The sequence below is a fragment of the Pseudobutyrivibrio sp. ACV-2 genome (assembly GCF_900107545.1).
Lineage (GTDB): Bacteria > Bacillota > Clostridia > Lachnospirales > Lachnospiraceae > Pseudobutyrivibrio.
Genome location: NZ_FNQZ01000001.1, coordinates 214758 through 237692, shown reverse-complemented (window position 1 = coordinate 237692; position 22935 = coordinate 214758). Strand labels below are relative to the sequence as shown.

General features: G+C 34.5%; 24 protein-coding genes. 17 read left to right on the top strand and 7 right to left on the bottom strand.

Translation table 11 applies throughout. The features are described 5' to 3' along the window. The 16 genes from BLV53_RS01130 to BLV53_RS01055 all read left to right on the top strand — a co-directional run bounded on the left by BLV53_RS01130 (position 1) and on the right by BLV53_RS01055 (position 15711). Entirely contained in the window at positions 1-1287 is a 1287-nt protein-coding gene (locus BLV53_RS01130; protein WP_090295923.1) for a methionine gamma-lyase family protein, read from the top strand. 45 nt (positions 1288-1332) lie between these two features. Further along, positions 1333-2346: a rod shape-determining protein gene (mreB, locus tag BLV53_RS01125; protein WP_090295920.1), complete on the top strand. Its 1014-nt coding sequence runs from the start codon at positions 1333-1335 to the stop codon at positions 2344-2346. Positions 2347-2365: 19 nt separating this feature from the next. Continuing rightward, positions 2366-3226 carry a rod shape-determining protein MreC gene (mreC, locus tag BLV53_RS01120; protein ID WP_242879014.1) on the top strand — a complete coding sequence of 287 codons (861 nt, stop codon included), beginning with the start codon at positions 2366-2368 and terminating at the stop codon, positions 3224-3226. Then, complete coding sequence (mreD, locus tag BLV53_RS01115; RefSeq protein ID WP_090295917.1) at positions 3219-3764, top strand: rod shape-determining protein MreD; 546 nt, start codon at positions 3219-3221, stop codon at positions 3762-3764. Before mreC ends, mreD begins: the two co-directional genes overlap by 8 nt. Then, complete coding sequence (locus BLV53_RS01110) at positions 3751-6600, top strand: penicillin-binding transpeptidase domain-containing protein (RefSeq protein WP_242879013.1); 2850 nt, start codon at positions 3751-3753, stop codon at positions 6598-6600. Before mreD ends, BLV53_RS01110 begins: the two co-directional genes overlap by 14 nt. 25 nt (positions 6601-6625) lie before the next feature. Continuing rightward, positions 6626-7309 carry a septum site-determining protein MinC gene (locus BLV53_RS01105; RefSeq protein WP_170830721.1) on the top strand — a complete coding sequence of 228 codons (684 nt, stop codon included), beginning with the start codon at positions 6626-6628 and terminating at the stop codon, positions 7307-7309. Next, a complete protein-coding gene (locus BLV53_RS01100; protein ID WP_090295912.1) occupies positions 7309-8424 on the top strand; it encodes an FtsW/RodA/SpoVE family cell cycle protein in 1116 nt (371 codons plus the stop codon). Before BLV53_RS01105 ends, BLV53_RS01100 begins: the two co-directional genes overlap by 1 nt. Continuing rightward, a complete protein-coding gene (locus tag BLV53_RS01095) occupies positions 8425-8820 on the top strand; it encodes a methylglyoxal synthase (protein ID WP_090295910.1) in 396 nt (131 codons plus the stop codon). Next, positions 8804-9787, top strand: a complete 984-nt coding sequence (locus tag BLV53_RS01090) for a D-alanyl-D-alanine carboxypeptidase family protein (protein WP_090295908.1) — start codon at positions 8804-8806, stop codon at positions 9785-9787. Before BLV53_RS01095 ends, BLV53_RS01090 begins: the two co-directional genes overlap by 17 nt. Before the next feature lie 192 nt (positions 9788-9979). Then, the gene (locus BLV53_RS01085) at positions 9980-10402 is read left to right on the top strand and encodes a twitching motility protein PilT (protein ID WP_090295905.1); all 423 of its coding nucleotides are present in this window, start codon (positions 9980-9982) and stop codon (positions 10400-10402) included. A 62-nt stretch (positions 10403-10464) separates the two neighbouring features. Further along, positions 10465-11883: a biotin/lipoyl attachment domain-containing protein gene (locus tag BLV53_RS01080; protein ID WP_090295902.1), complete on the top strand. Its 1419-nt coding sequence runs from the start codon at positions 10465-10467 to the stop codon at positions 11881-11883. 18 nt (positions 11884-11901) lie between these two features. Beyond that, on the top strand, positions 11902-12606 hold the full coding sequence (locus tag BLV53_RS01075) for a YggS family pyridoxal phosphate-dependent enzyme (RefSeq protein ID WP_090295899.1): 705 nt from the start codon (positions 11902-11904) through the stop codon (positions 12604-12606). A 12-nt stretch (positions 12607-12618) separates the two neighbouring features. Continuing rightward, positions 12619-13128, top strand: coding sequence for a cell division protein SepF (locus tag BLV53_RS01070; RefSeq protein ID WP_090295896.1), 510 nt, complete (start codon positions 12619-12621; stop codon positions 13126-13128). Positions 13129-13184: 56 nt separating this feature from the next. Further along, on the top strand, positions 13185-14273 hold the full coding sequence (aroB, locus tag BLV53_RS01065) for a 3-dehydroquinate synthase (RefSeq protein WP_090295894.1): 1089 nt from the start codon (positions 13185-13187) through the stop codon (positions 14271-14273). Next, positions 14273-14794: a signal peptidase II gene (gene lspA / locus BLV53_RS01060; protein WP_090295892.1), complete on the top strand. Its 522-nt coding sequence runs from the start codon at positions 14273-14275 to the stop codon at positions 14792-14794. The genes aroB and lspA overlap by 1 nt, the downstream gene beginning before the upstream one ends. Continuing rightward, positions 14794-15711, top strand: a complete 918-nt coding sequence (locus BLV53_RS01055) for an RluA family pseudouridine synthase (protein ID WP_090295890.1) — start codon at positions 14794-14796, stop codon at positions 15709-15711. Before lspA ends, BLV53_RS01055 begins: the two co-directional genes overlap by 1 nt. A gap of 54 nt (positions 15712-15765) precedes the next feature. Here the strand turns inward: BLV53_RS01055 and BLV53_RS01050 are convergent, their stop codons facing one another. The 4 genes from BLV53_RS01050 to yneA all read right to left on the bottom strand — a co-directional run bounded on the left by BLV53_RS01050 (position 15766) and on the right by yneA (position 20253). Then, complete coding sequence (locus BLV53_RS01050; RefSeq protein ID WP_090295887.1) at positions 15766-16827, bottom strand: tyrosine-type recombinase/integrase; 1062 nt, start codon at positions 16825-16827, stop codon at positions 15766-15768. Positions 16828-17102: 275 nt separating this feature from the next. After that, positions 17103-18773 carry a methyl-accepting chemotaxis protein gene (locus tag BLV53_RS01045; protein WP_090295884.1) on the bottom strand — a complete coding sequence of 557 codons (1671 nt, stop codon included), beginning with the start codon at positions 18771-18773 and terminating at the stop codon, positions 17103-17105. 166 nt (positions 18774-18939) lie between these two features. Continuing rightward, positions 18940-19695: a lysophospholipid acyltransferase family protein gene (locus tag BLV53_RS01040; RefSeq protein ID WP_090295881.1), complete on the bottom strand. Its 756-nt coding sequence runs from the start codon at positions 19693-19695 to the stop codon at positions 18940-18942. A gap of 228 nt (positions 19696-19923) precedes the next feature. Continuing rightward, a complete protein-coding gene (yneA, locus tag BLV53_RS01035; RefSeq protein ID WP_090295878.1) occupies positions 19924-20253 on the bottom strand; it encodes a cell division suppressor protein YneA in 330 nt (109 codons plus the stop codon). Positions 20254-20421: 168 nt separating this feature from the next. Between yneA and lexA the strand changes: the two genes are divergently transcribed. Further along, entirely contained in the window at positions 20422-21036 is a 615-nt protein-coding gene (gene lexA / locus BLV53_RS01030) for a transcriptional repressor LexA (protein ID WP_090295875.1), read from the top strand. 38 nt (positions 21037-21074) lie between these two features. Here lexA and rsfS read toward each other — a convergent pair whose 3' ends face one another. From rsfS to BLV53_RS01015, 3 genes are read right to left on the bottom strand one after another with little or no spacing between them, the layout of a single operon-like run. Further along, the gene (gene rsfS, locus BLV53_RS01025; protein ID WP_090295872.1) at positions 21075-21422 is read right to left on the bottom strand and encodes a ribosome silencing factor; all 348 of its coding nucleotides are present in this window, start codon (positions 21420-21422) and stop codon (positions 21075-21077) included. A 2-nt stretch (positions 21423-21424) separates the two neighbouring features. Beyond that, positions 21425-22618 carry a nicotinate-nucleotide adenylyltransferase gene (nadD, locus tag BLV53_RS01020; RefSeq protein WP_090295869.1) on the bottom strand — a complete coding sequence of 398 codons (1194 nt, stop codon included), beginning with the start codon at positions 22616-22618 and terminating at the stop codon, positions 21425-21427. 26 nt (positions 22619-22644) lie between these two features. Next, on the bottom strand, positions 22645-22932 hold the full coding sequence (locus BLV53_RS01015) for a YhbY family RNA-binding protein (protein WP_090295865.1): 288 nt from the start codon (positions 22930-22932) through the stop codon (positions 22645-22647). Positions 22933-22935 lie beyond the last annotated feature (3 nt).

The following is a 22935-nucleotide window of genomic DNA, read 5'->3' as shown; positions in this document are numbered from 1 at the left end:
TTGTTAGGTATTTATAAAGAATTTGGAATTTCAGAACAGGTATACAATTATGGTTCTTCAATTATCGAAAAGCTTGAAGACCGTTTCAAAGAAATTGATGAAATTGCTGAGTATAATCAGCTTAAGGTGCTTAGATCCATGCAGGAGCACAAGGTTGCTGCTGACTGCTTCAACGGTTCATCAGGCTACGGCTATGACGATAAGGGGCGTGATCTTTTAGAAAAGGTTTACGCCAGCGTATTTAAAGCAGAGGATGCACTTGTACGTCCCCAGATTACCTGTGGTACACATGCCCTTGCCCTTGCACTTATGAGTAATTTACGTCCTGGAGACGAATTATTATCACCTGTAGGAAAGCCTTATGATACCTTGGAGGAAGTTATTGGTATTCGTCCTTCAAATGGTTCATTGGCTGAATATGGAATTACATATGCTCAGGTTGATTTGCTTGAGGATGGTGGCTTTGACTTTGATGGAATTAAGGCAGCCATTAATGAAAAAACAAAACTTGTCACTATACAGCGTTCAAAGGGCTATGCCAACAGACCAACTCTTTCTGTAGAAGCTATAGGTGAGCTTATTTCATTTATCAAGGGAATTAAACCAGACATTATTTGTATGGTAGATAATTGCTATGGTGAATTTGTAGAACGCATAGAGCCAACTGAAGTGGGGGCAGATATGTGCGTAGGTTCGCTCATTAAAAATCCAGGCGGCGGACTTGCTCCAATAGGTGGATATATTGTTGGTAAAAAGTCCTGCATCGAAAATGCTGCCCATAGACTTACATCACCTGGCCTTGGTAAAGAGGTTGGTGCATCTCTTGGAATTATGCAATCCTTTTACCAGGGATTTTTCCTTGCTCCTACAGTTGTAGCCGGAGCTCTTAAAGGTGCTATTTTTGCAGCAAATGTTTATGAGAAGCTTGGATTTCTATGTGTTCCAAATTCTACTGAGCCTAGATATGATATTATTCAGGCCGTTTCCTTCCTTAAGCCGGAAGGTTTGATTGCATTCTGTGAAGGTATTCAGGCTGCTGCACCTGTAGATTCTTATGTTGCTCCGGAGCCTTGGGATATGCCAGGATATGATTCTCAGGTTATTATGGCAGCGGGAGCATTTGTACAGGGGTCATCTATTGAACTTTCTGCTGACGGCCCACTTAGAGAGCCTTATACAGCATTTTTCCAAGGTGGTCTTACATGGAATCATGCAAAGCTTGGCATACTTAAAGCTCTTCAAAAACTTGTGGATGCTTGCCTTGTGAACCCATCACAACTGTGCTAAAATTCTAGTTAATTATGTGATTTTAAATATATTTGGAGGATAGTTATGCCAGTTTCTTTTGGAATTGATATAGGAACTCAAAATCTCAAGATTTTCAGTGGTTCTAACAGTCAAATTACTAATATTAAAAATACAATTGCTATTGTAAATAAGAATCAAATGTATTCTTATGGTGATGCAGCTTATTCTATGTTCGAAAAAGCTCCAGATACTATAGCCGTTTCTTTTCCTATTGTATCAGGTGTTATTGCGGATTTCGACAATATGCAGACAATGCTTTTTGAGGTTCTTGAAAAGGATTTAAAGGGAAAGATTAAGGGGGCTGATATTGTTGTTGCAGTTCCTACAGACGTTACAGAAGTTGAGAAAAAAGCTTTCTCTGACTTATTTACTAAAACAAAAAATAAACCTCACTCAATCAAGGTTTGCGAAAAACCAATCGCCAGCGCTATAGGTATGGGATTAGATGTCTCTGAGCCTACTGGTGTTATGGTTGTAGATTTAGGTGCTGACACCACAGAAATTTCTGTTATTTCATTAGGTGGTCTTGTTTTATCAGAGTTACTTCCATTTGGTGGTAATCAAATCGATGAATCCATTGTTACCTATATCAAGCGCAACTTCAATCTTGTAATAGGCCAAAAAACTGCAAAGCAGCTTAAAGAGGAAATCGGTTCTGCAATCGAAGGAAGAGGAGAGAAGCTTACAGTTGTTGGACGTGATGTTGTAAGTGGTCTTCCTATCGAAATGGAAATCGAAAGCGACACTATTTACAATGCTATAAAGGCTGATTTGGAAAGCCTTTGCACCAATGTAAAGCTTATTCTTGAGAAAGTTCCACCAGAACTTGCTAAGGATATCGTTCATTCTGGTATTTATCTTACAGGTGGTACTTCACAGCTTAACAGGTTAACAGATTTATTTGCTGATGTAACAAATATCAAGGTTAACTGCTATGATGATCCTCAGGAATCATGTGTCCGTGGTCTTGGACAGGTACTTTCTGATACCAAATTTAAACAGTACGGTTACAGCATGAAGACCAGAAAATTTTTATAATTTATAGCAAAGAGGTAATATGAGACAGAGAAGATCAAGTGGAATCCCAAGTAAATATCTACTTTCGATTTTATCCATAGTCTGTATAATGCTTTTATTTTTCAGTTATTCCACAGGTTTTTCAGGTGGCCCTCTTAAGACAATCGCCAATCATATCTTTATACCTATGCAAAAAGGTATAGATTTTATTGGAAGTTCAATTTCTATATCATCAGCTGATACAAAATCCCGCAAAGAGTTAGTATCAGAAAATGAACAGTTATTGGCTCAGGTCGATGAACTTAATGATAAGATAAGTAACATGGAACTCAAATTAAAAGAATTAGATGAACTTCAGTCTTTATATGAGCTCGATCAGTCATATCTTGATTATGAAACTACTGGTGCCAGAATAATTGGAAAATCTACATCTAATTGGTTTAATACTTTTACAATTAACAAAGGCTCAAAAGATGGCATAAAGGTTAATATGAATGTCATAGCTGATGGTGGTCTTGTAGGAATAGTATCTTCGGTTGGCGATTCTTATTCAGTAGTTCGTTCAATTATTGATGATACATCCAATGTAAGTGCCACAATATCATCTACGCAAGATAATTGTATAGTTTCTGGAAGTCTTGAGGATATGACAGCCAGCAATCTTATCAGATATTCAAATCTTGCTGACAGCGATGATAAGGTGGCCATTGGAGACATTGTGGTTACTTCAAACATTTCCGACAAATATCTCCCAGGTTTATTAATTGGTTATGTTTCATCTGTTAATTTGGATGAAAATGATTTATCTAAATCTGGTACTATTACACCGGTTGTAGATTTTAAGCATTTATCGGATGTTCTTATTATTAAACAGTTAAAGGAGTCATACACAAGTGAGTGAGTTTAAACAATATTTCAAGAAAATATTGATTATAGCTCTGGTTATCTATGTAAGTTTTCTGCTCCAAACAAGCATTTTATCAAAATATACTTTAGCCGGAGTAAGTCCCAATGTTCTTATATGTGTAGTATCTACATATGGATTTATGAGTGGTAGAAAAAATGGGATTCTGGTTGGATTTTTTACAGGTTTACTTTTAGACATTTTTTCCGGAGGTATATTTGGTCTATATGCCATGATATATATGTATATTGGCTTCTTAAACGGTTTGTTTAGAAAACAATTCTTTGGAGATGACTTAAGACTCCCTATGTTTCTTATAGGTATGAGTGATTTGCTCTACGGCATATGCTCATATTTTGTTTTTATTGCGATTAGAGCAAAATACAATTTTTCCTTTTATTTTATGAATTTAATATTGCCTGAGGTGGTTTATACCTTACTAGTATCTATATTTGTATATTATGCAATTTTGTTCTTGAATAACTGGCTTGAAAATTTAGAAAAGAAAGGTTCTGATAGGATTGGAAATTATTAAGGACTTTTTAAAAAATGCATTTAGTTCACGAATTAGAGTAGTTATAGTTACCATGGTTTTCTTTGCCATGGTACTTATTATGCGACTCTTTTATCTACAGATTATCAATGGTAGTGAATATCAGGACCATTATAATCTCAAACTTGAAAAGACTGAAACAATACCTGCTACCCGCGGAAATATATATGATAGAAATGGTAATTTGCTGGCATATAACGAGCTTGTTTATGCTGTCACCATTCAAGATACAGGAACGTATTCTAGCTCAAGAGAAAGAAGTCAGTCGCTGAATTCTGAAATAGCTCAGATTATTACAAAACTAGAAAGCAATGGAGATAGTATTGACAATAATTTCCCTATTACTATTGATTCAGCAGGCGCATATCAATTTCTATATTCTGGAAATTCATTGCAACGATTTAGAGCCGATGTTTTTGGTCGAAATAGTATAGATGATTTGGACTATAATGAAAAACTTGGTTTGGATGAGGCTACGGCTACAGCCGAACAAATAGTCAATTATCTTGAAGGTCCTAAAGTTTATAATATATCTGATGAATATGATAAAGAACTGAAATACAAGATTCTTGTTGTTAGGTATAGTATGGGGCAAAATTCATATCAAAAATATATTTCCACAGTAATAGCATCAGATATTTCGGAGAAATCTGTTGCTTACGTTGAGGAAAATGTAAATGAGCTTACAGGTGTGGCAATAGAACAGAAATCACTTAGAAGATATACTGATAGTGAATATTTTGCTCATATAATTGGATATACAGGACAAATATCTACATCCGAGTATAAAGAATTGTCAAAAAAAGATGATACTGTTGAGACAACAGATGTTGTTGGTAAGTCTGGCATCGAACAGTATATGAATGATTATCTTTCCGGCACTAAAGGGTATGAGACACTTTATGTAGATAGTGTAGGAAATACTATTGCCAAGGGTGATTCGAAGGTAGCCACATCCGGAAATGATGTATATCTTTCTATAGACATGGAATTACAAAAGGCTACTTACATCTTGCTAGAGCAAGAGATTGCCGGTATTTTATATTCCAAAATAGCTAATATAAAGCAGTTTAATTCATCAGAGAATGGTTCTGCATCAGATGTAGTTGTTCCCATTTATGATGTATATTATTCTTTAATTGGTAATGGAATTATTGATATTAATGCTTTTTCGAATTCCAATGCTACATCTACAGAAAAAGCTGTTTTAGCTGCTTATGAAAAGCGCCAAAAACAGGTTTTAGCCACCTTAAAATCTCAACTTACTTCAGATAATGAGGTTATATATAGCGATTTACCTAAAGAATATCAGGCGTATTCTACATATATTGTTACAAAATTAAAGAGTCTTGGTATTTTCGATTCCTCAGCTATTGATACATCATCTGAAGTACAGACTACATGGACTTCAGAGCAGATGGCAGTAAATAAATATCTTATCTATGCTATTGAGCAAAACTGGATTGATATTACAAAATATGAAATAGAAGCAAAGTACGCAGATACCGAAGAACTTTATAATGATTTGATTGACTATATATTGGATTATTTATCAAATGATAAAGCATTTAAAAATCTCATTTACAAATATCTTCTTTTAGATGATGGTATCACAGGTACACAACTTTGCATGATTTTATATGATCAGGGTGTTTTAAAAGAAGATGAGGAGACATATCAGATGCTGGCTTCTGGCAGATTGTCTTCATATGAATTTATGCTCTCAAAGATAAAGAATCTTGAAATTACTCCAGGGCAGTTAGCCTTAGATCCTTGTTCAGGCTCATCTGTAATTCTCGACACGAATACAGGTGAAGTTTTAGCGATGGTTACTTATCCTGGATATGACAACAATAGATTGGCGAACTCAGTTGATGCAGATTATTATGCATATCTTACAAACAGTGCTGCTAATCCTTTGTATAATTATGCTACTCAGCAGCGAACTGCGCCAGGTTCTACCTTTAAGATTGTAAGTTCTACTGCCGGATTGGCTGAAAATGTTATTACAACAGAAACCCAGATTACCGACTTAGGCCAGTATTTTAAGGTTTCTAACCATCCAAAATGTTGGATATATCCTAGCAACCACGGAAGTATCAATGTTTCTGAAGCTATTAGAGATTCATGTAACTATTTCTTTTACGAGGTTGGTTGGAGACTAGCCGGAGGAGATGGTGCTTATGATGACATCAAGGGTATTGAAAAAATTCAAAAATATGCTTCTTTATATGGACTTGATGAAACTACAGGTGTAGAAGTAGAAGAGAATTCGCCTCATATTGCTACAGAATATCCTGTTATGGCTGCCATCGGACAGTCGGATAATAACTTTACTACCGTGGGGCTTGCTCGTTATGCTACTGCTATTGCAAGCAAAGGAACCGTTTATAATCTTACTCTGCTCGACAGTGTTAGAGATTCCGATGGAAAGGTTTTAAAAAGCTATGGTCCGAGTGTAAGAAACCAGATGGATGTTCTACAGGATTATCAATGGGATGCTATTCATCATGGTATGAGAATGGTAGTTGAATCCTTATCCAGCTATAATAATTTCTCAGTGCCTGTCGCAGGTAAGACAGGTACAGCTCAGCAAGTTAGAAGCCGTCCTAACCACGCGTTATTTATCGGATTTGCTCCTTATGACAATCCAGAAGTAGCTATTGCTACGCGTATTGCGTATGGTTATACATCACATAATGCAGCTGCAGTGTCAAAAGACATTTTATCTTACTATTTTGGGGTATCTTCTACAGAGGAAATCCTTAATGGTGAGGCAAGTACTGTAAGTGATTCAGTTGATGAATTTACCGATTAATATATATTGATATGGAGGAATGGATGTGAGTAAAGATCCAGTTGTTTTAAAAAGCAATAAATATGGTTTATCCTTGCAACTTGATGCAACAGTTCCATTTGAGGATTTAGTCAGAGCTATTTGCGAGAAATTTGCTAAATCTGCAGAGTTTTTTGGCGAGGCATCCATGATTTTGGAGACTTTCGGTCGAGAGTTAACTACTGAGGAAGGTCTTGTTATCATTCAGGCTATAGAGCTAAATTCCAAGATAAAAGTCATACTTTTAAATGAAAATAATGAATACAAAGACGCTAGAATGCTTGGAGAGATAGATCGTTTCTATGCAGACGATATATATGAAAATGCAAAAATCATAAGAGGCTCTGTTTATAAAGAAGATTCAATAACTTCAGACTCAAGTTTAATTATTCTTGGAGATGTAAAATCAAAAGCAAGTGTTCAGGCAAAAGGTAACATAATTGTTCTTGGAACAATAGAAGGAAGCTGTTATGCAGGTTATCCTGATAATACCGGCTGCTATATTGTTGCTGGTCAGTTGGATCCAAAGCATATACAGATTGGAACTGTATCAGGAGAGATTATACTTCAAAAGAAATGGTCATTAAGAGCAAAACGCTCAAATTCTGAACCGGTAGCTGTATCTGTATGGAATCATGAACTTTTAGAAGAGCCGATTAGCAGCGGATTATTAAAAAGGATAAGAAATTAATGTTTCATAATTACAAGTTTAAAAATCTTGATATTAAATTAATATTTGCAGTTATAGCGCTGACAATTGTGGGCATTTTTGTAATTGGTAGTGCCAATGAGTCAAATCAACAAAAACAGATTATAGGAATGATTCTTGGGATTATTGTAATGGGCGTGATGACGTTCATTGATTATGACTTTATTTTACATTTTCATTGGATATTCTATGCGCTTGTTATTGCATTGCTAATATCTGTTTTGTTGTTTGGATCAGAATCTGGTGGTGCTACTAGATGGATTGAACTAGGTGTTCGTTTTCAACCTTCGGAGTTAGGTAAAATATTACTTATATTATTTTTCTCATGGTTTTTAATGATACATGAAGAAGATATAAATCAGCCAAAAGTGCTAATTTTAACTCTTGTTTTATCTGCTTTTCCGTTATTTTTAATAGAAAAAGAACCAGATTTATCTACTACTATAGTCACAATGATGATAATTTGTGTTATGATGTTTGTAGTGGGACTAAGTTATAAAATTGTTTCAATAGTGCTTGGCATTACAATTCCATCTATAGTTATTTTGCTTATTCTCATTACCAGAGAAGGACAGACTATATTAAAGGAATACCAGGGTATTCGAATAATGGCATGGTTAAAGCCTGAAAAATATCCTCAGAATTCATACCAACAGCAAAATTCTATTATGGCTATTGGTTCAGGACAGTTACTTGGAAAAGGCTTAGGTAATGATGCTTTTGACTCAGTTAAAAATGGTAATTACATTTCTGAGCCACATACTGACTTTATTTTTGCAGTTGCGGGTGAGGAACTTGGTTTTATAGGCTCAGTCCTTGTAATTATTCTAATTTTCTTTATCACGATAGAAATTCTTTTAATTGCAAAAAATGCAAAGGATACAGCTGGTAAGTTAATATGTGTTGGCATGGCTACTCTTGTAGGTTTTCAAAGCTTTGTCAACATATGTGTAGTAACAGGATTAATGCCAAATACAGGCTTACCACTTCCATTTGTAAGCTATGGACTTACGTCTTTGGTAACCATTTATTTCGGAATTGGAATTGTATTGAACGTTGGTCTTCAATCAAATAATAAAAACGGGAGGCTTTTTTAAATGAATATTGGATTAGTAGCTCATGATTCTAAGAAGAAGTTAATGCAGAATTTCTGTATTGCTTATCGAGGAATACTTAGCAAAAATGACATTTTTGCCACAGGAACTACTGGCAGATTAGTAGAGGAAGTAACAAACTTATCTGTACATAAGTATCTTGCTGGACACCTAGGTGGAACACAGCAGCTTGGAGCTCAGATAGAGCAGAACGAAATTGATTTAGTTATTTTTCTTCGTGATCCACTTACAGTTAAGTCTCACGAACCAGATGTAAATAACATTGTTAGACTATGCGATGCTCATAACATTCCATTGGCTACCAATTTAGCTACAGCTGAACTACTCATTAAATCGTTAGATAGAGGAGATCTTGAGTGGCGTGAAATGTACAAATAAATTTATATCACTGGTGATAGCAGGTGTTTTATGTCTTTCGCTGGTTTCTTGTGGTAATAAACCAGAGGCAAATGTTACTAGTTATGACGTGTATGACTCATCATTTGAATACGGGCTAACACAAAATGGGGCTTCTTCAAATGTAGAACTTTTGGCAAAAGAATTATGTGTCACTGGCGCTGATGATTTGGGCACTTCAAATGTTCATTCGCAGGTTGCATCGGGGGCTGGTGCTTTTAATACAAATACACAGACTACTTTATATGCCCAATCAGTTCACGAAAAGCTTTATCCTGCGTCTACCACTAAAATTCTAACCTGCTATATAGCTTGTTTGTATGGTAATTTAGATGAATATTATACTGTCAGCGCTAATGCAGTTGACCAGGCTAGCGATTCTTCTGTTATTCATTTAAGAGAAGGAGATGTGATTACTTTAAGAGACCTTTTATATGGCCTTATGCTTCGCTCTGGTAATGATGCTGCAGTGGCAATCGCAGAGGGGATTAGTGGTGATGTTGAAAGCTTTGCAGCATTGATGAATGAAACTGCAAAGAACATTGGTGCTACCAACTCAAATTTTATAACACCAAATGGTCTTCATGATGAAAATCACTATACTACAGTATATGATATGTATTTAATTCTAAATGCAGCTATACAAAATGAGGATTTTTACAATATTTTCACAACCAATACCTATACCGCTAATTACACAAGTGGAGGTGCTACAAAGACTGTTGATTGGTCGACCACAAATCAGTATCTCACTGGTAAAGTTACAAAACCAAATGGTTTCAATATTCTAGGAGGAAAGACCGGTACTACTGGAGCAGCAGGCTATTGTCTTGTTCTTTTATCAGAAAATGAAAGACAGGAGAAAATCATATCAATAGTATTTAACGCAGATTGTCGATCAAATTTGTATCTCCTCATGAATGAAATTTTAAATAATTATTGTATTTGATTACAGAAAACAATTGATAATGCGCCCATTTTTCATTCAATTACACTTAATAAGCAATAATTATTTAATAAATGTCGTTTTTTATATTTAGGTTTTTATCTCGTTATGTTAAAATAAACTTAATAAAAATAACAAGGTCACTGTTGGGGGACGTAAAAGTGACAGAAAAATACAAAAGGGAGGTATTTTGACATGGTGGAGATAATATCAGGCGAGAAAGGCAAAGGTAAAACAAAGTATCTGTTAGAGAAAGTTAATAATGATATCAAGAAAGTTGATGGTTCTGTTGTTTACATTGACAAGAACACAAAACACATGTATGAGCTTGATTCTAAAATTCGCTTAATCAATATGGGGGATTATCCTATTGATTCTACAGATGAGTTCTTAGGTTTCCTGAGTGGAGTTCTTTCACAGAATTCTGATATTCAGGAAGTATTCTTAGATAGTTTCCTTACAGTTTCAAAAATCGACACTACAGAAGGATTTTCAAACGCAGTAGATAAATTAGACAAAGTTTGTGATATGTTCGACGTAAAATTTGTATTATCAGTTAGTAAAAACGAGAAAGATTTACCAGAAGAAACGAAGGGTAAAATCATTATCTCATTATAATAAAAATTATGGGCACGGTTTCGTGCCCTTTTAATTGTTTTAGGAGCTGGTTATTTCGATACATGAGTAGAAATAGAAACAAAAATAGTAATTCAAAAAAGGAAAATAAAATAATTAAATATCCTAAACAATATAACTTTTCTATAGGTTTTATTGTTGTTGGTGTCATGTTTATTTATATGATTTTTCATTTATTTACATATGTTACCGACAAGAATATTACTGTCTATGAAGTTTCTCAGGGGTCTATTTCATCAAATCTAGAATATAACGCATTGGCTATACGTCAAGAACAGATTGTAAATGCTGACTCTACAGGCGATATTTTATATATAGCTGAAAATTTCAGTAAAGTTGGAGCAAAATCTAATGTTTATGCTTTAGATACTTCTGGTTCGGTTTTGGATAGTGTTAAAAGTACATCACAAAATTCTGAAGTTAAATTAAACAATGATGATTTAGCAAAAATCCAAACATTAATTTCTAACTATACTTATGATTTTGATACTGTAGAATACAATAAAGTTTATAGCTTTAAAACAGAACTTGAATCTCAGGTTCAACAATTATATACAGTTTCTGCAATGGAAGCTATGGGGGATTCTCTTCAGGCTGCGATGTCATCAGGAACATTTAGCATATATAATAGTCCAGTTCCTGGGCTTGTAGTATATTCTATTGATGGTTTAGAGAATCTTTCTGTAGATTCTTTTCTTGCGGATACATTTGATATGTCTCAATATTCTTCAGTTAATCTAAAGTCTCAAGGATCAGTAAATGCAGGCGAACCTGTATATAAAGTCATAACATCTGATCATTGGAATTTAATAGTTGAAGTAGATAAAGCACTTTATAAAGATTTGAAGTATGAGAAAAAGGAAACCTACCTTAATATTAGATTTCTTGAAGATGAAAACGAAACTTGGACAAATCTGGATTATGCAGAGAAGGATGGCAAATATTATTTTATTTTAACTCTTGATGATTCTATGGACAGATATGCAGACAGTCGCTATGTTCATATTAAGATACTTAACAATAATGTTTCTGGACTAAAAATTCCAAATTCATCTATTGTAAAAAAGAAATTTTTCACCATTCCTAAAAGTTGTGTTTTTCAAGGTAATAATGGTGATGAAGTTGGCTTTATGCTACAATCTTCTGAAGGAGATGAATATATTACTCCCACTATTTATTTTGAAAAAGATGATTATTATTATATAGACAACGAAAAAGTATCTAAGGGTGATATATTATTAAAACCAAATTCAGATGAAAAATATGTGGTAGGATCAGATATTGAAGAATTAGACGGTGTATATAACGTAAATAAGGGATATGCTGTATTCAAACAAATAGAATATAATCACAAAGGTGAAGAGTATTCTATAATCAAAACTGGTACCAAATACGGAATTTCAATGTATGATCATATTGTACTTCAAGGAGATGAAGTAGAAGAAAATACAATAATTAATTAGTATAGAGGAGAATTTGAAATGAGATTAGATGAATTAAAAGAAAACCTGGCAAATGTAGAAACGAGAGTTTCAGCAGCATGTGACAGGGCAAAGAGAGACAGAAGTGAAGTCACTCTTATCGCAGTTAGCAAAACAAAACCTATCGAGGATTTAAAAGTTATATACGATGCTGGTATTCGTCAATTCGGTGAAAATAAGGTTCAAGAACTTACAGGGAAAATACCTGAGATGCCAGATGATATTGATTGGCATTTGATTGGTCACCTTCAAAGAAATAAGGTTAAATATATCATCGATAAAGTTAAATTAATACATTCTGTGGATAGCTATAGACTTGCAGAAGAGATTAATATCCAAGCTAAAAAGAAAGGTGTAGTTGCAAATATTCTTATTGAAGTTAATGCAGCAAATGAAGCTACCAAATTTGGTGTTAAGCTCGAAGAGGCAAAACAGCTTTGTCATGAAATCTCACATCTTGATGCAGTTCACGTAATGGGACTTATGACTATAGCACCAAATGTTGTGGTTCCAGAAGAAAATAGACCTATTTTTCACAAAATAAAGGAGTTATCGGTTGACATAGCAAACGAAAACATCGATAATGTAGATATGAGAATTATATCTATGGGTATGACTAATGATTTCGAAATAGCCATAGAGGAAGGTGCTACTCACGTTCGCGTGGGCACTGCAATCTTCGGAGAGAGAAATTATAGCATATAAGAGGAGAAGATTATGTTTGAAAAAATGCTTGATGCTATGCGCCTAAGTGATGACTACGATGATTATGAAGATGATGACGTATACGATGAAGAAGAAGAAAAAGGTTTCTTTCATAAGTTTAAAAAAGATGAGGAGGAAAAGCGTCCAGTTTTAAACAAGCCTTCTGAAAGGGAGACTAGAGTATCTAAACCAGCGCCAAAGGTTACACCAATGAGAAATAAAGGGAAAGGAGCTGTTATGGAGGTTTGTGTTATTAAGCCATCTTCGTTTGAGGATGCTCGTGAGATTTCAGAGACACTTTTAGCAGATCGTACAGTTCTCCTTAACATGAAAGGATTAGATTTAGGGGTAGCACAGAGAATTATCGATTTTACATGTGGTACTTGCTATGCAATAGATGGTAATTTACAGCGTATCGAGGATTACATTTTCATCATTACACCTGCCGGAGTTGAGCTTTCTGGTGATTTAGCAGGAATCGTAGATGCGTTTGACTTCACAGGAATTCAAACAGGATTTTAAGAGTTTATGCACCAGATAATATCTGGTGCTTTTTTTCTAGCAAGAGGAGACATACAATGAAACATATAACCATTAACTATGAAGGTAGTCCATGCTACAATATTCATTTCAGACCTGATTTTTCAGATCTTGCACAGGTTTTTAAAGCCGACCTAAATAAGGACTATGACAGTATTTGTATAGTTACCGATTCTAATGTGGCTAGCCTTTATTTATCCGAGGTCGTGTCTATATTTAAAAGTGTATGTAATAATGTATGCTCATTTAGTTTTGATGCAGGAGAGGCGTCAAAAAATCTTGATACCGTCAGTTTGCTTTATGAGCTTCTTATTCATAAAAAGTTTACTAGAAACAGTTTGCTTGTGGCACTTGGTGGAGGTGTGGTTGGAGATTTAACAGGCTTTACTGCAGCTACCTTTTTACGTGGAATTGATTTTATCCAGATTCCTACCACCTTATTATCTCAAGTGGATAGCTCTGTCGGTGGTAAAACAGGCGTAGATTTTAACAGCTACAAGAATATGGTTGGTGCATTTTATATGCCTCGTCTTGTATACATGAATCTAGGCACCCTCATGACTCTGGATGATGACAATTTTGCTTGTGGTATGGGTGAAGTTATCAAAAGTGCATTAATAGCAAATAAGGAATTTTTTGATTGGTTGATGACGAGCTCAGATAAATTACTCTCTAAAGATTTTTCTGCTTTAGAGCATGCTGTTTATGAATGCTGCAAGATAAAGGGGCATGTTGTAGAGGTTGATCCTAAAGAAAAGGGCATAAGAGCCTATTTAAATTATGGCCATACCTTAGGTCATGCTATTGAAAAGCTATGTGAGTTTAAATTAGGTCACGGACAGTGTGTGGCGCTTGGAATGGTTTGTGCAGGTTATTTGTCTGTAAAGCTTGATAATATTACACAAGAAGAGCATGATAAGGTGATTGAATGCTTAAAGCTTTACAATTTACCAACAAAGGTTTCTGATCTTAATGCCGAAAGCGTTCTAGAGGCTTCTAAATCAGATAAAAAAATGACCGGCAAAAAGATTAAATTTACAGTTTTAAAGGCTATAGGTGAAGCAGATTCATATCTTGATTTTACAGATGAAGATTTGCTTGAAGCTATAGATGTGGTGTTAGATTAATGTTTTATCGTTTTAATAAAGCTATTACAATGATTTATGTTATTGTATTAGCTAGTGTTTTAATAGGACTGGATCAATTCACTAAAAATTTGGCAATAAATCATTTAATGAAAAAAGATGATATTATTTTGATTCCAAATGTATTGCAGTTACATTATTTGGAGAATACAGGAGCTGCATTTTCAATGCTTGAAGGAAAGCAGGTATTGTTTGCTATTATGACTCCAATTTTGCTTGTAGCATTGATTTATTTATTACTACGTATGCCAAAGCATAAGAAATATATCCCATTAGATTATGTTATCGTTTTTCTTATAGCTGGTGCCATCGGAAACTATATAGATCGAATCACCAATAATTATGTTGTTGATTTTATATATTTTTCCTTAATTAATTTTCCTGTATTTAATGTGGCGGATATTTATGTTACTGTAGCAGTTATAGTTCTTTTCCTTTTAATTTTAGTATTTTACAAGGATGAGGATTTAGAAGAAATAAAAAAGAGTTTATTGTTAAAATAATGGATGAGTTTACTATTATAATTGAAGAACCGGCAGATGAAGGGATTCGTATTGATAAATTTCTGGCTGCTAATATACCGGAAAAATCAAGAAGCTATTATCAAAAATCAATTGATAATGGCTTTGTTTTAGTGAATGGAAAACAGGTTAAATCCAAGTATCAGACAAAGCTCGGAGATGAAATTATTGTTAGTTTTGAACCTGTGAAGGAAATAGATATAATCCCTGAGGATATACCTATTGAAATACTATATGAAGATGATGATGTTATTGTGGTAAACAAGCCAAAAGGTATGGTGGTTCATCCTGCTCCAGGACATTATAGTGGTACTCTTGTAAATGCACTTATGTACCATTGTAAGGAATCATTATCAGGAATTAATGGTGAAATTCGCCCTGGTATCGTTCATCGAATAGATATGAATACCACAGGTTCGTTGCTTGTTTGCAAAAATGACAAGGCACATAATGATATTGCGGCTCAAATTAAGGTTCATTCTGTAAATCGAATTTATAAGGGAATTGTTATAGGCAATTTCAAAGATGAGACAGGCACTGTAGACGCTCCTATTGGCCGAAATCCAAAGGATAGAAAGAAGATGGCTGTTGTATCTGGTGGAAGAGAAGCCGTTACTCATTTTACTGTTTTAGAACAATTTAAAGGGTATTCCTATGTTCAGTTTAAATTAGAAACAGGTAGAACCCACCAAATTAGAGTTCATATGGCATCTATCGGACATCCACTGCTTGGGGACGATGTCTATGGTAAGCCAGTAAAGGGCTTAGAGGGGCAAACCCTTCATGCACAGACCTTAGGCTTTATCCAACCAACAAGTGGTGAATATGTTGAAGTAAATGCCCCGCTTCCAGTTTATTTTGAAAAATTACTTGAAAAATATAGAAAAATGAATAAATAATAGTCTTTATATCTATAGTAAGGGTAGACATGAAAAGAATAAGCGCGTAATTGCTTATTCTTTTCTGCTAAAATCTACAGCATTTCTGGCCATTCGCTTATGCTCATCTTCAATAGCAGCATAATAATCAATTGTAGTATTTATATTTTCATGGCCCAGTACGTCAGCTACAAGACGGATATCACCGGTTTCACGGTAAAGGGCAGTACCGTATGTACTTCTCAGCTTGTGAGGAGTGATTTTTTTGTTTGGAATTACCATTTTAGCGTATTTTTTTACAAGATTTTCAATGGCATCTACACTAATTCTTCGACCCTGAAGGGAATAGAAGAGAGCAGCCTCTTGACCTTCAATAGGGTTAATATATTCCCTTTCTCCATTAATATAATCCTTTAACACATCAGCTACTTCATCATTGAAGTATATTACATCCTGTCCGCCACCCTTTCTGACGATTGTTAAAGAATTAACATTAAAATCAACATCATTTAAATCAAGGCCATTGCATTCACTAACACGAATTCCAGTATTAAGCATTAAGGTTAAAATAGCTAAATCGCGACCTCTGGTTTTTTGATTATATTTGCGCTGGCGTTCTGAGGTAAATGCGTTTCCGTCGTCTATGGCCTGTAATATGGCTTGAACCTCGTAATTGTTCATTCGTATGATATTTTTATCTTTTTTTAGCCTTGGTAGGTCCACAAGCTGTGTTGGATCCTTTGAAATGAGCTCATGTGTAAGCAAAAATTTATACATGCTTCTTAATGGTGATAATTTACGTGCAATTGCTTTTTTGTCATTTTCATGTTGTTCACCAACTGTATTAAGCTCTAAATAGCTTTTGTATTCTTCAATATCATCTGCAGTGATTTTAGACAAAGTTTCATAATCAAATTTTTTAATCTCTAAATGTGCAATGGCCGGGTTAGATGACTTTAAAAATCGAAAGAAGGTCAATAAGTCATAGCAATATGAAATAAGAGTACTTGGCTGTGCATTTTGTTCCTTTGATTTGATATATTTTAAAGCTGGCTCAGGAAGCTCAGACATAAGCTCACGAAGCTTAAGTTTTTGATTTCTTTGTTTTTCTTTATAGAAAGCAGAGTCTTTACCCATATATATAACCTCCGAAATGATATATATTAAATAACTAATGATACATGGTTTATATATAGATTATACACTTTTGCTGTATTTTGCACAATATCTATCGGTAAAACAGATATTTATCCGATAGATATATATTGCTCTCACCCGCTGCTTTTGCTTTAATCTTTTACAGCCCAAAACTAAAATTTAAAATTAAATGCAACTATTGAAATGACATAAAATAAGGGTCACTGCATCATAATACAGTAACCCTTTACCATAAATATTTGATTATGATATTTCTATCTCTTTAATTCAAATTTTCCTACTAATTCCTTCAGTGAATTAGCGTGATCATTCATTTCATAGCTTAAAGCCAGTGATTCTTCTGATGTTGCTGCGTTATTCTGGCCTACTGATGAAATTTCTCCAATATCGGAAGACATTTCTTTTACAGAATCAGCCTGGGCTGAAGAAGCTTCTGCAATAGTCTTTACCTTTTTAGCTATGCCTTGAACCTGACCTACCATTTCATCAAGTTTTGTTGCAGTATCATTTGCAATATTAATACCCTCTTCAACGCTCTTTAATGATGCATTAATAAGTCCTGCAGTGTTTTGTGCGGCTTCAACTGTCTGGCTTGCAAGCTGTTGTACTTCAGTAGCAACAACTGCAAATCCTTTACCAGCTTCTCCGGCTCTTGCAGCCTCAATAGAAGCGTTAAGTGAAAGTAAATTGGTTTGATCTGCAATGGCATTAATGGTATCAATAATCTTTGAAATTTCTTGTGAAGATGAAGAAATGGCATCCATTGCATTTACTACATCCTGCATTCTTCTATTTCCTTCAACAATATTTTCAGCAACAACTTCTACTTCTTTTGAAATACCTGTTGCATCAGTTGAATTGGTTGAAATTTGATCAGTAATATTTTGAACAGTAACAGACAAGTCATTAACTATATTTGCTTGAGAAGTTACAGTATCTGCTAAATTTTGACCTGCTCCTGCAATTTGATTTGCGCCGTCTGATACCATTTCGGAAACTTCCATAATTTCTGTCATTGAATCAGAAATTTGTTTTGAAAAGCTTTCAACTGCGGTCTGAATTTGCTTAAAGTCTCCGTCAAAATCATTAGCAAATGAAATGTTAAAATTGCCAGATGCCATTGTAGACATAACATCTCCGATTTCATCGATATATGACTGGAGTGATGCAACCGCCTTCTTTAGCTGGTTAGCAACTTTGCCGATTTCATTATCTGAATCATAATCTATTTCCACGTGGACATTTCCTTTTGCGATTTCACTTGAAGCTTTAGCTAATACATCTAAATCTACTTCTATATCTTTTACTACAGCTTTAGATTGCTTATTACTCATCAATATAGTGATGCATAATACAATCAGAAGAACTATGCCAGCTATAATAATTATAATTAGTATAGTCTGGTATTTTCCTGCAGCTGCCGCTTCGGCAAGTGCTCCAGTTTCATCGAGGGAGTCTGCTAATGTTTCTGAAACATCATTTAGAGTTGAATTATAGTATTCAAGGGCGCCATTTACATCACCATTTTGAACCATCCCAAGCATTTCAAATGAAGCGTCTTCAAATGCTTTCCAGTTTGAAACAAGTGCAGAACCTAATTCTTCATTATTAAGATTATCAGAAATTGTAGAAAAATATCCTTCTATCTTTTGAAATCTGCCCTCTAGGTCTTCTACTTGGGCAGTTGTTACATCTGCATCATTAGAAGCCAATGCAAATAGCAGGCGTTTATTTATGGTTTGTACATCTTTACGAATTTCCATCTGATAGTTTTGGGTCACAAATTGTACGTTGTATAGATTATAGATATTAATGAAAATAACTGTCAAAAATGCAACTATAATTGCGGTTACAATTACAAACATCCTTGTAGTAAAACCTGTGAACTGTTTAAGTTGCTGAGCAATTGTGTTCTTGTTATTCATTTTAGAACCTCCAAAAACTATAATCTGGGTGCTTATACACTACTTTTGTAAAATATTATAATGCAAAATGGAAATTGTTATTTATAATTCACAGAAAATTTGTAAAAAGAGGGATAAATATTCATAAAAAAATCTTGAAGAACCAATTCTCCAAGATTTAAAAAGATTATTCTATTGATGTCTGAGGGATAGCTATATTTTGGTTGTCATACACTCCGTAATCTTCCATTGTAGAAATAATAGTGTTACGTACAATTTCAGCTATTTCAGGTGTCTTTAAGTCTTTATAATCCTCGTAATATAAAGGCTTTCCAAATATAACTTTAGTATTAACAGGACCACTCTTTAGGCTATTAAACACGATATATGAGTCAATTAAAGTAACAGGTATAATTGGTGCCTTGGCTCTCATAGCACACTTAAAACTGCCAGGCTTAAATCGCTGAACGACATTACCATTTTTATCGTAACCGCCTTCAGAAAATAGAATATATCGTTTGCCCTCTTTTACTTCTTTTGTTATTTTGTCCATTATTATGATATTTTGACGGACATCATTTAGCTTAAGGCGCTTTGCACCCAGTAAATCAACCATTTCTCTGATAAGAAAACCATATGATTTAGCTTTATCCATAACAAATGTACAAGGATTTCTGTGACCATACATTATGCCAAGTACGTCGTATTTCCCCTGATGATTAGGATACATTACATACCCACCCTCTGTAGGAAGGTTCTCTGTGCCATATACTTCTGTTTTAATACGAGCACTTTTCATTAAACATCTAACAATTTTTAAGGCGTATGTATATTTGTCTCGCTCAGTGTATTTTTCTGAGTGTTTTGTCATCTTACGCATCATAGAAATAAAAGGCGGTCCATTTCTAAGATTTAATAAAATGGCTATAAAAAAACGAATCATATCATCTCCTGTAATAAATGCGAATACTAAAGATTGATAAATTGTATTACGCACAATTTATATATTATTTTATCATATCTAGGAGAAATATGCGATAAACATGACTAAAAAAATGTATGGGTTATTGTGGATTTTTCCTCAAGTATTAACACAGGAAAAATGCCTTCATTTTTGTTATCCCCCAATTATGCTAGGTACGAATACCGAAATTCTGCTGAAATTTGCAATCTATAGCTCATCGTAGGAGGTATACTGGATTACTAGATAGCTACCAGCTGTAATATTGTCAGATGAAATATGGTTTAATCTTTTTATATTGGCTATAAAAGCTGCTTTATCAGTTGAATCTACGGTCATATATTTATCTGCTATAGTCCATAGAGTATCGCCAGGCTCTATTTCATAGCTGGTATAATAAGTATGAGCCTCTCTACTATTTTCTGCAGCAACTCTGGTGCTAAAAAAGATAAATGCCAAAAGTAAAGCTGCTAATACAATGAGAGATACCGCAATCTTTCTATTTCTAATGATTATTTGGTTTCTGGATACTGTTTTCATAGTGACCTCCAAAATGAATGTTCGAAAACATCTGTTCTGAAATCAATATAAATCACGAACAATAGTTTGTCAATACTTTTATCGAACAAATTTTCCGAAATTTTGTTTGTAAAAATATGTTCGTTATGATATTGTATAAATAGAAAAATTGAAAGGAGAAGCATCATTATGGCATATGGAAAAATATCCGCGAAGCAGCGTGAAATACTAGAGGTTATTAAAGCTGAAATTCTAAATAGAGGCTATCCACCTACAGTTAGAGAGCTTTGTGATGCTTGTAATCTTAAGTCTACATCTTCTATTCACTCTCATCTTGAGACCTTAGAGAAAAATGGATATATCAAACGCGATCCATCAAAGCCTAGAGCAATTGAAATTGTTGATGATAGCTTTAATATTGTTCGTCGCGAAGTTGTTAATGTTCCTGTTGTTGGAAAGGTAGCTGCAGGCCAGCCTTTACTTGCTATTCAGAACATTTCAGAATACTTCCCTATTCCTGCAGAGCACATGCCTAATCAGCAGTCATTCATGCTTAAGGTTCAGGGTGAGTCCATGATTAATGCAGGCATTCTAGATGGTGATACAATCCTCGTTCAGCAGCAACAAACAGCTAAAAACGGTGATATGGTTGTAGCTCTTGTAGATGACAGTGCCACTGTTAAGACCTACTACAAAGAAGATGGTCACATTCGTCTTCAGCCAGAAAATGACACTATGGAGCCAATCATAGTTGATAAATGTCTGATTTTAGGTAAAGTATTTGGCGTGTTTAGATTCTTTTAACCTATAAAGGACGACCTGATAATAGGTCGTCCTTAGTTTTAAAGATTAGCTGCATCAATCAAGATGCCATCTTTCCATATTCTTTCGAGATCATAAAATAATCTGTCTTCTTCATCAAACAGATGTACAATTACATCTTCATAATCCATAAGTACCCATGTACTTTGACGGTTACCTTCAATAGATTTTGCGTGAATTCCCTGCTCATACATGATTCTATCAACTTCATCCTGCATAGCATTAAGTTGATTAATATTTGATGCAGATGCAACGATAAAATAATCTGCCATAATGCTGATTCCAGAAATATCTATTGCTTTTACATCAATCGCCTTTTTATCATCAAGAGCTTTACAAATAAGCTTTGCCATTTCTCTAGCTTCCATTTTTACCTCTCTTCCTTCATATAAGAAACATAATAATTATAAGTATCGATGGTAGTTGGATCTACCATGTCAGGATTTCTGGTTAAATATTCTACAGTATCTTCTAGAATCATGTAAACACATTTATCTAAATCATTGTAGGCTGTAGTACGTAAAATATCCAGTCTAGGCTGTTTATCTCTACCGGGTTCGATATAATCCGCCACAAAAATAATTTTATCCAATAAATTCATGCCAGGACATCCAGTAGTATGAACGGTAATGGCATGAGCTATCTGGTCATCAAAAACATCATATTTGCTTTTACAATAATATGCGCCTACTTTACCATGTAAAAGATGTGGGTATTTATACTCAATATCAGTAATTGATATATTATTTTCCTGGCAGATGCTTATGCGTTTTTCATCTGAAATGCATTTGGCACAGTCATGAAGCATACCTGCAACCATGGCTGTAAAAGCCGGATAATTCCATTTGAGAGCTAATGCATAGGCTGTGTTTGCTACACCTAAAGTATGAATGTAACGGCCAGGCTTTAGCTCTTTTTTCATTTCATCAGACAGTTTTAAAACGTCATCGTATGTATAGCTATAAGGACTATAAAGATTATGCTCTACAATGTAATCCAGTACCTTTTTTGGAATGGATTTTTTAACTGTCTCATATAAGCGAAGATCTTGCCTAATAACTGAAGATGCGATAGCGTTAGCCGCATAATCTATCAGTAGAAAATCCCCATTAAAAAGGGATTTATATTGGTCAATTGTTACAGTAATTTCTTCTAGCTTATCTCCTATTCTTGGAGCAACAAGAATGGAGGCACATTTAGAAATCACATCTGGCTTTACCCAATGCTTGAAAGTTACAAGGCTATCGCTTCCCATAATAAAGAATAATTCATCATCTGGATGCTCTGCTTTTAGTTCTGTCATTGTGATATATGAATAGCTTTTCCCAGAACGATAAAGTTCCCTATCATCAATTCTAAAATTAGGATAGTCTTTTATAGCAATTGAAACCATTTCAAGTCGGTTAATATCTGAAATGGTTTCTGCTATATCCTTATGAGGAGGTGCACCTGCAACCAAGAAATATACTATATCAAGATTAAATTGTGTTTGTGCAGCCTCGGCTATTTCTATATGTGTGTTGTGAATTGGATTAAATGTACCGCCATATATGCCAATTCTCATGATGTCTCCTTTGTATATAAATATACTTACTGTGGTAATTTAATGCTTGGCTTTTTAGCAGCTCTGTAAAGAATAATCTTTCTACCAATTACTCTAACAACCTCAGAATGAGTACGCTCTGAAAGTGTCTGTGCTATCTCCTTTGGATCATCAAAGCAGTTCTTCAATACATTGATTTTGATAAGCTCTCTAGCTTCAAGTGCCTCGTCTACGGCATTTGTGTATTCTGGAGTAAGTGATGCTTTTCCAATCTGAAGGATTGGGCTCATTTCTGATGCTAAAGATGATAAATACGCTCTTTGCTTGTTTGTCATTTT

Bases quoted from the DNA above. Each gene is read 5' to 3' on its own strand.
- BLV53_RS01075 (WP_090295899.1), top strand. From the start codon at position 11,902: ATGAGATTAGATGAATTAAAAGAAAACCTGGCAAATGTAGAAACGAGA.
- BLV53_RS01100 (WP_090295912.1), top strand. From the start codon at position 7,309: ATGTTTCATAATTACAAGTTTAAAAATCTTGATATTAAATTAATATTT.
- BLV53_RS01095 (WP_090295910.1), top strand. From the start codon at position 8,425: ATGAATATTGGATTAGTAGCTCATGATTCTAAGAAGAAGTTAATGCAG.
- nadD (WP_090295869.1), bottom strand. From the start codon at position 22,618: ATGAGAATTGGCATATATGGCGGTACATTTAATCCAATTCACAACACA.
- lexA (WP_090295875.1), top strand. From the start codon at position 20,422: ATGGCATATGGAAAAATATCCGCGAAGCAGCGTGAAATACTAGAGGTT.
- mreC (WP_242879014.1), top strand. From the start codon at position 2,366: ATGAGACAGAGAAGATCAAGTGGAATCCCAAGTAAATATCTACTTTCG.
- BLV53_RS01015 (WP_090295865.1), bottom strand. From the start codon at position 22,932: ATGACAAACAAGCAAAGAGCGTATTTATCATCTTTAGCATCAGAAATG.
- BLV53_RS01080 (WP_090295902.1), top strand. From the start codon at position 10,465: ATGAGTAGAAATAGAAACAAAAATAGTAATTCAAAAAAGGAAAATAAA.
- BLV53_RS01045 (WP_090295884.1), bottom strand. From the start codon at position 18,773: ATGAATAACAAGAACACAATTGCTCAGCAACTTAAACAGTTCACAGGT.
- rsfS (WP_090295872.1), bottom strand. From the start codon at position 21,422: ATGGAAGCTAGAGAAATGGCAAAGCTTATTTGTAAAGCTCTTGATGAT.
- BLV53_RS01085 (WP_090295905.1), top strand. From the start codon at position 9,980: ATGGTGGAGATAATATCAGGCGAGAAAGGCAAAGGTAAAACAAAGTAT.
- BLV53_RS01055 (WP_090295890.1), top strand. From the start codon at position 14,794: ATGGATGAGTTTACTATTATAATTGAAGAACCGGCAGATGAAGGGATT.
- BLV53_RS01050 (WP_090295887.1), bottom strand. From the start codon at position 16,827: ATGGGTAAAGACTCTGCTTTCTATAAAGAAAAACAAAGAAATCAAAAA.
- aroB (WP_090295894.1), top strand. From the start codon at position 13,185: ATGAAACATATAACCATTAACTATGAAGGTAGTCCATGCTACAATATT.
- BLV53_RS01070 (WP_090295896.1), top strand. From the start codon at position 12,619: ATGTTTGAAAAAATGCTTGATGCTATGCGCCTAAGTGATGACTACGAT.
- yneA (WP_090295878.1), bottom strand. From the start codon at position 20,253: ATGAAAACAGTATCCAGAAACCAAATAATCATTAGAAATAGAAAGATT.
- mreB (WP_090295920.1), top strand. From the start codon at position 1,333: ATGCCAGTTTCTTTTGGAATTGATATAGGAACTCAAAATCTCAAGATT.
- lspA (WP_090295892.1), top strand. From the start codon at position 14,273: ATGTTTTATCGTTTTAATAAAGCTATTACAATGATTTATGTTATTGTA.
- BLV53_RS01040 (WP_090295881.1), bottom strand. From the start codon at position 19,695: ATGATTCGTTTTTTTATAGCCATTTTATTAAATCTTAGAAATGGACCG.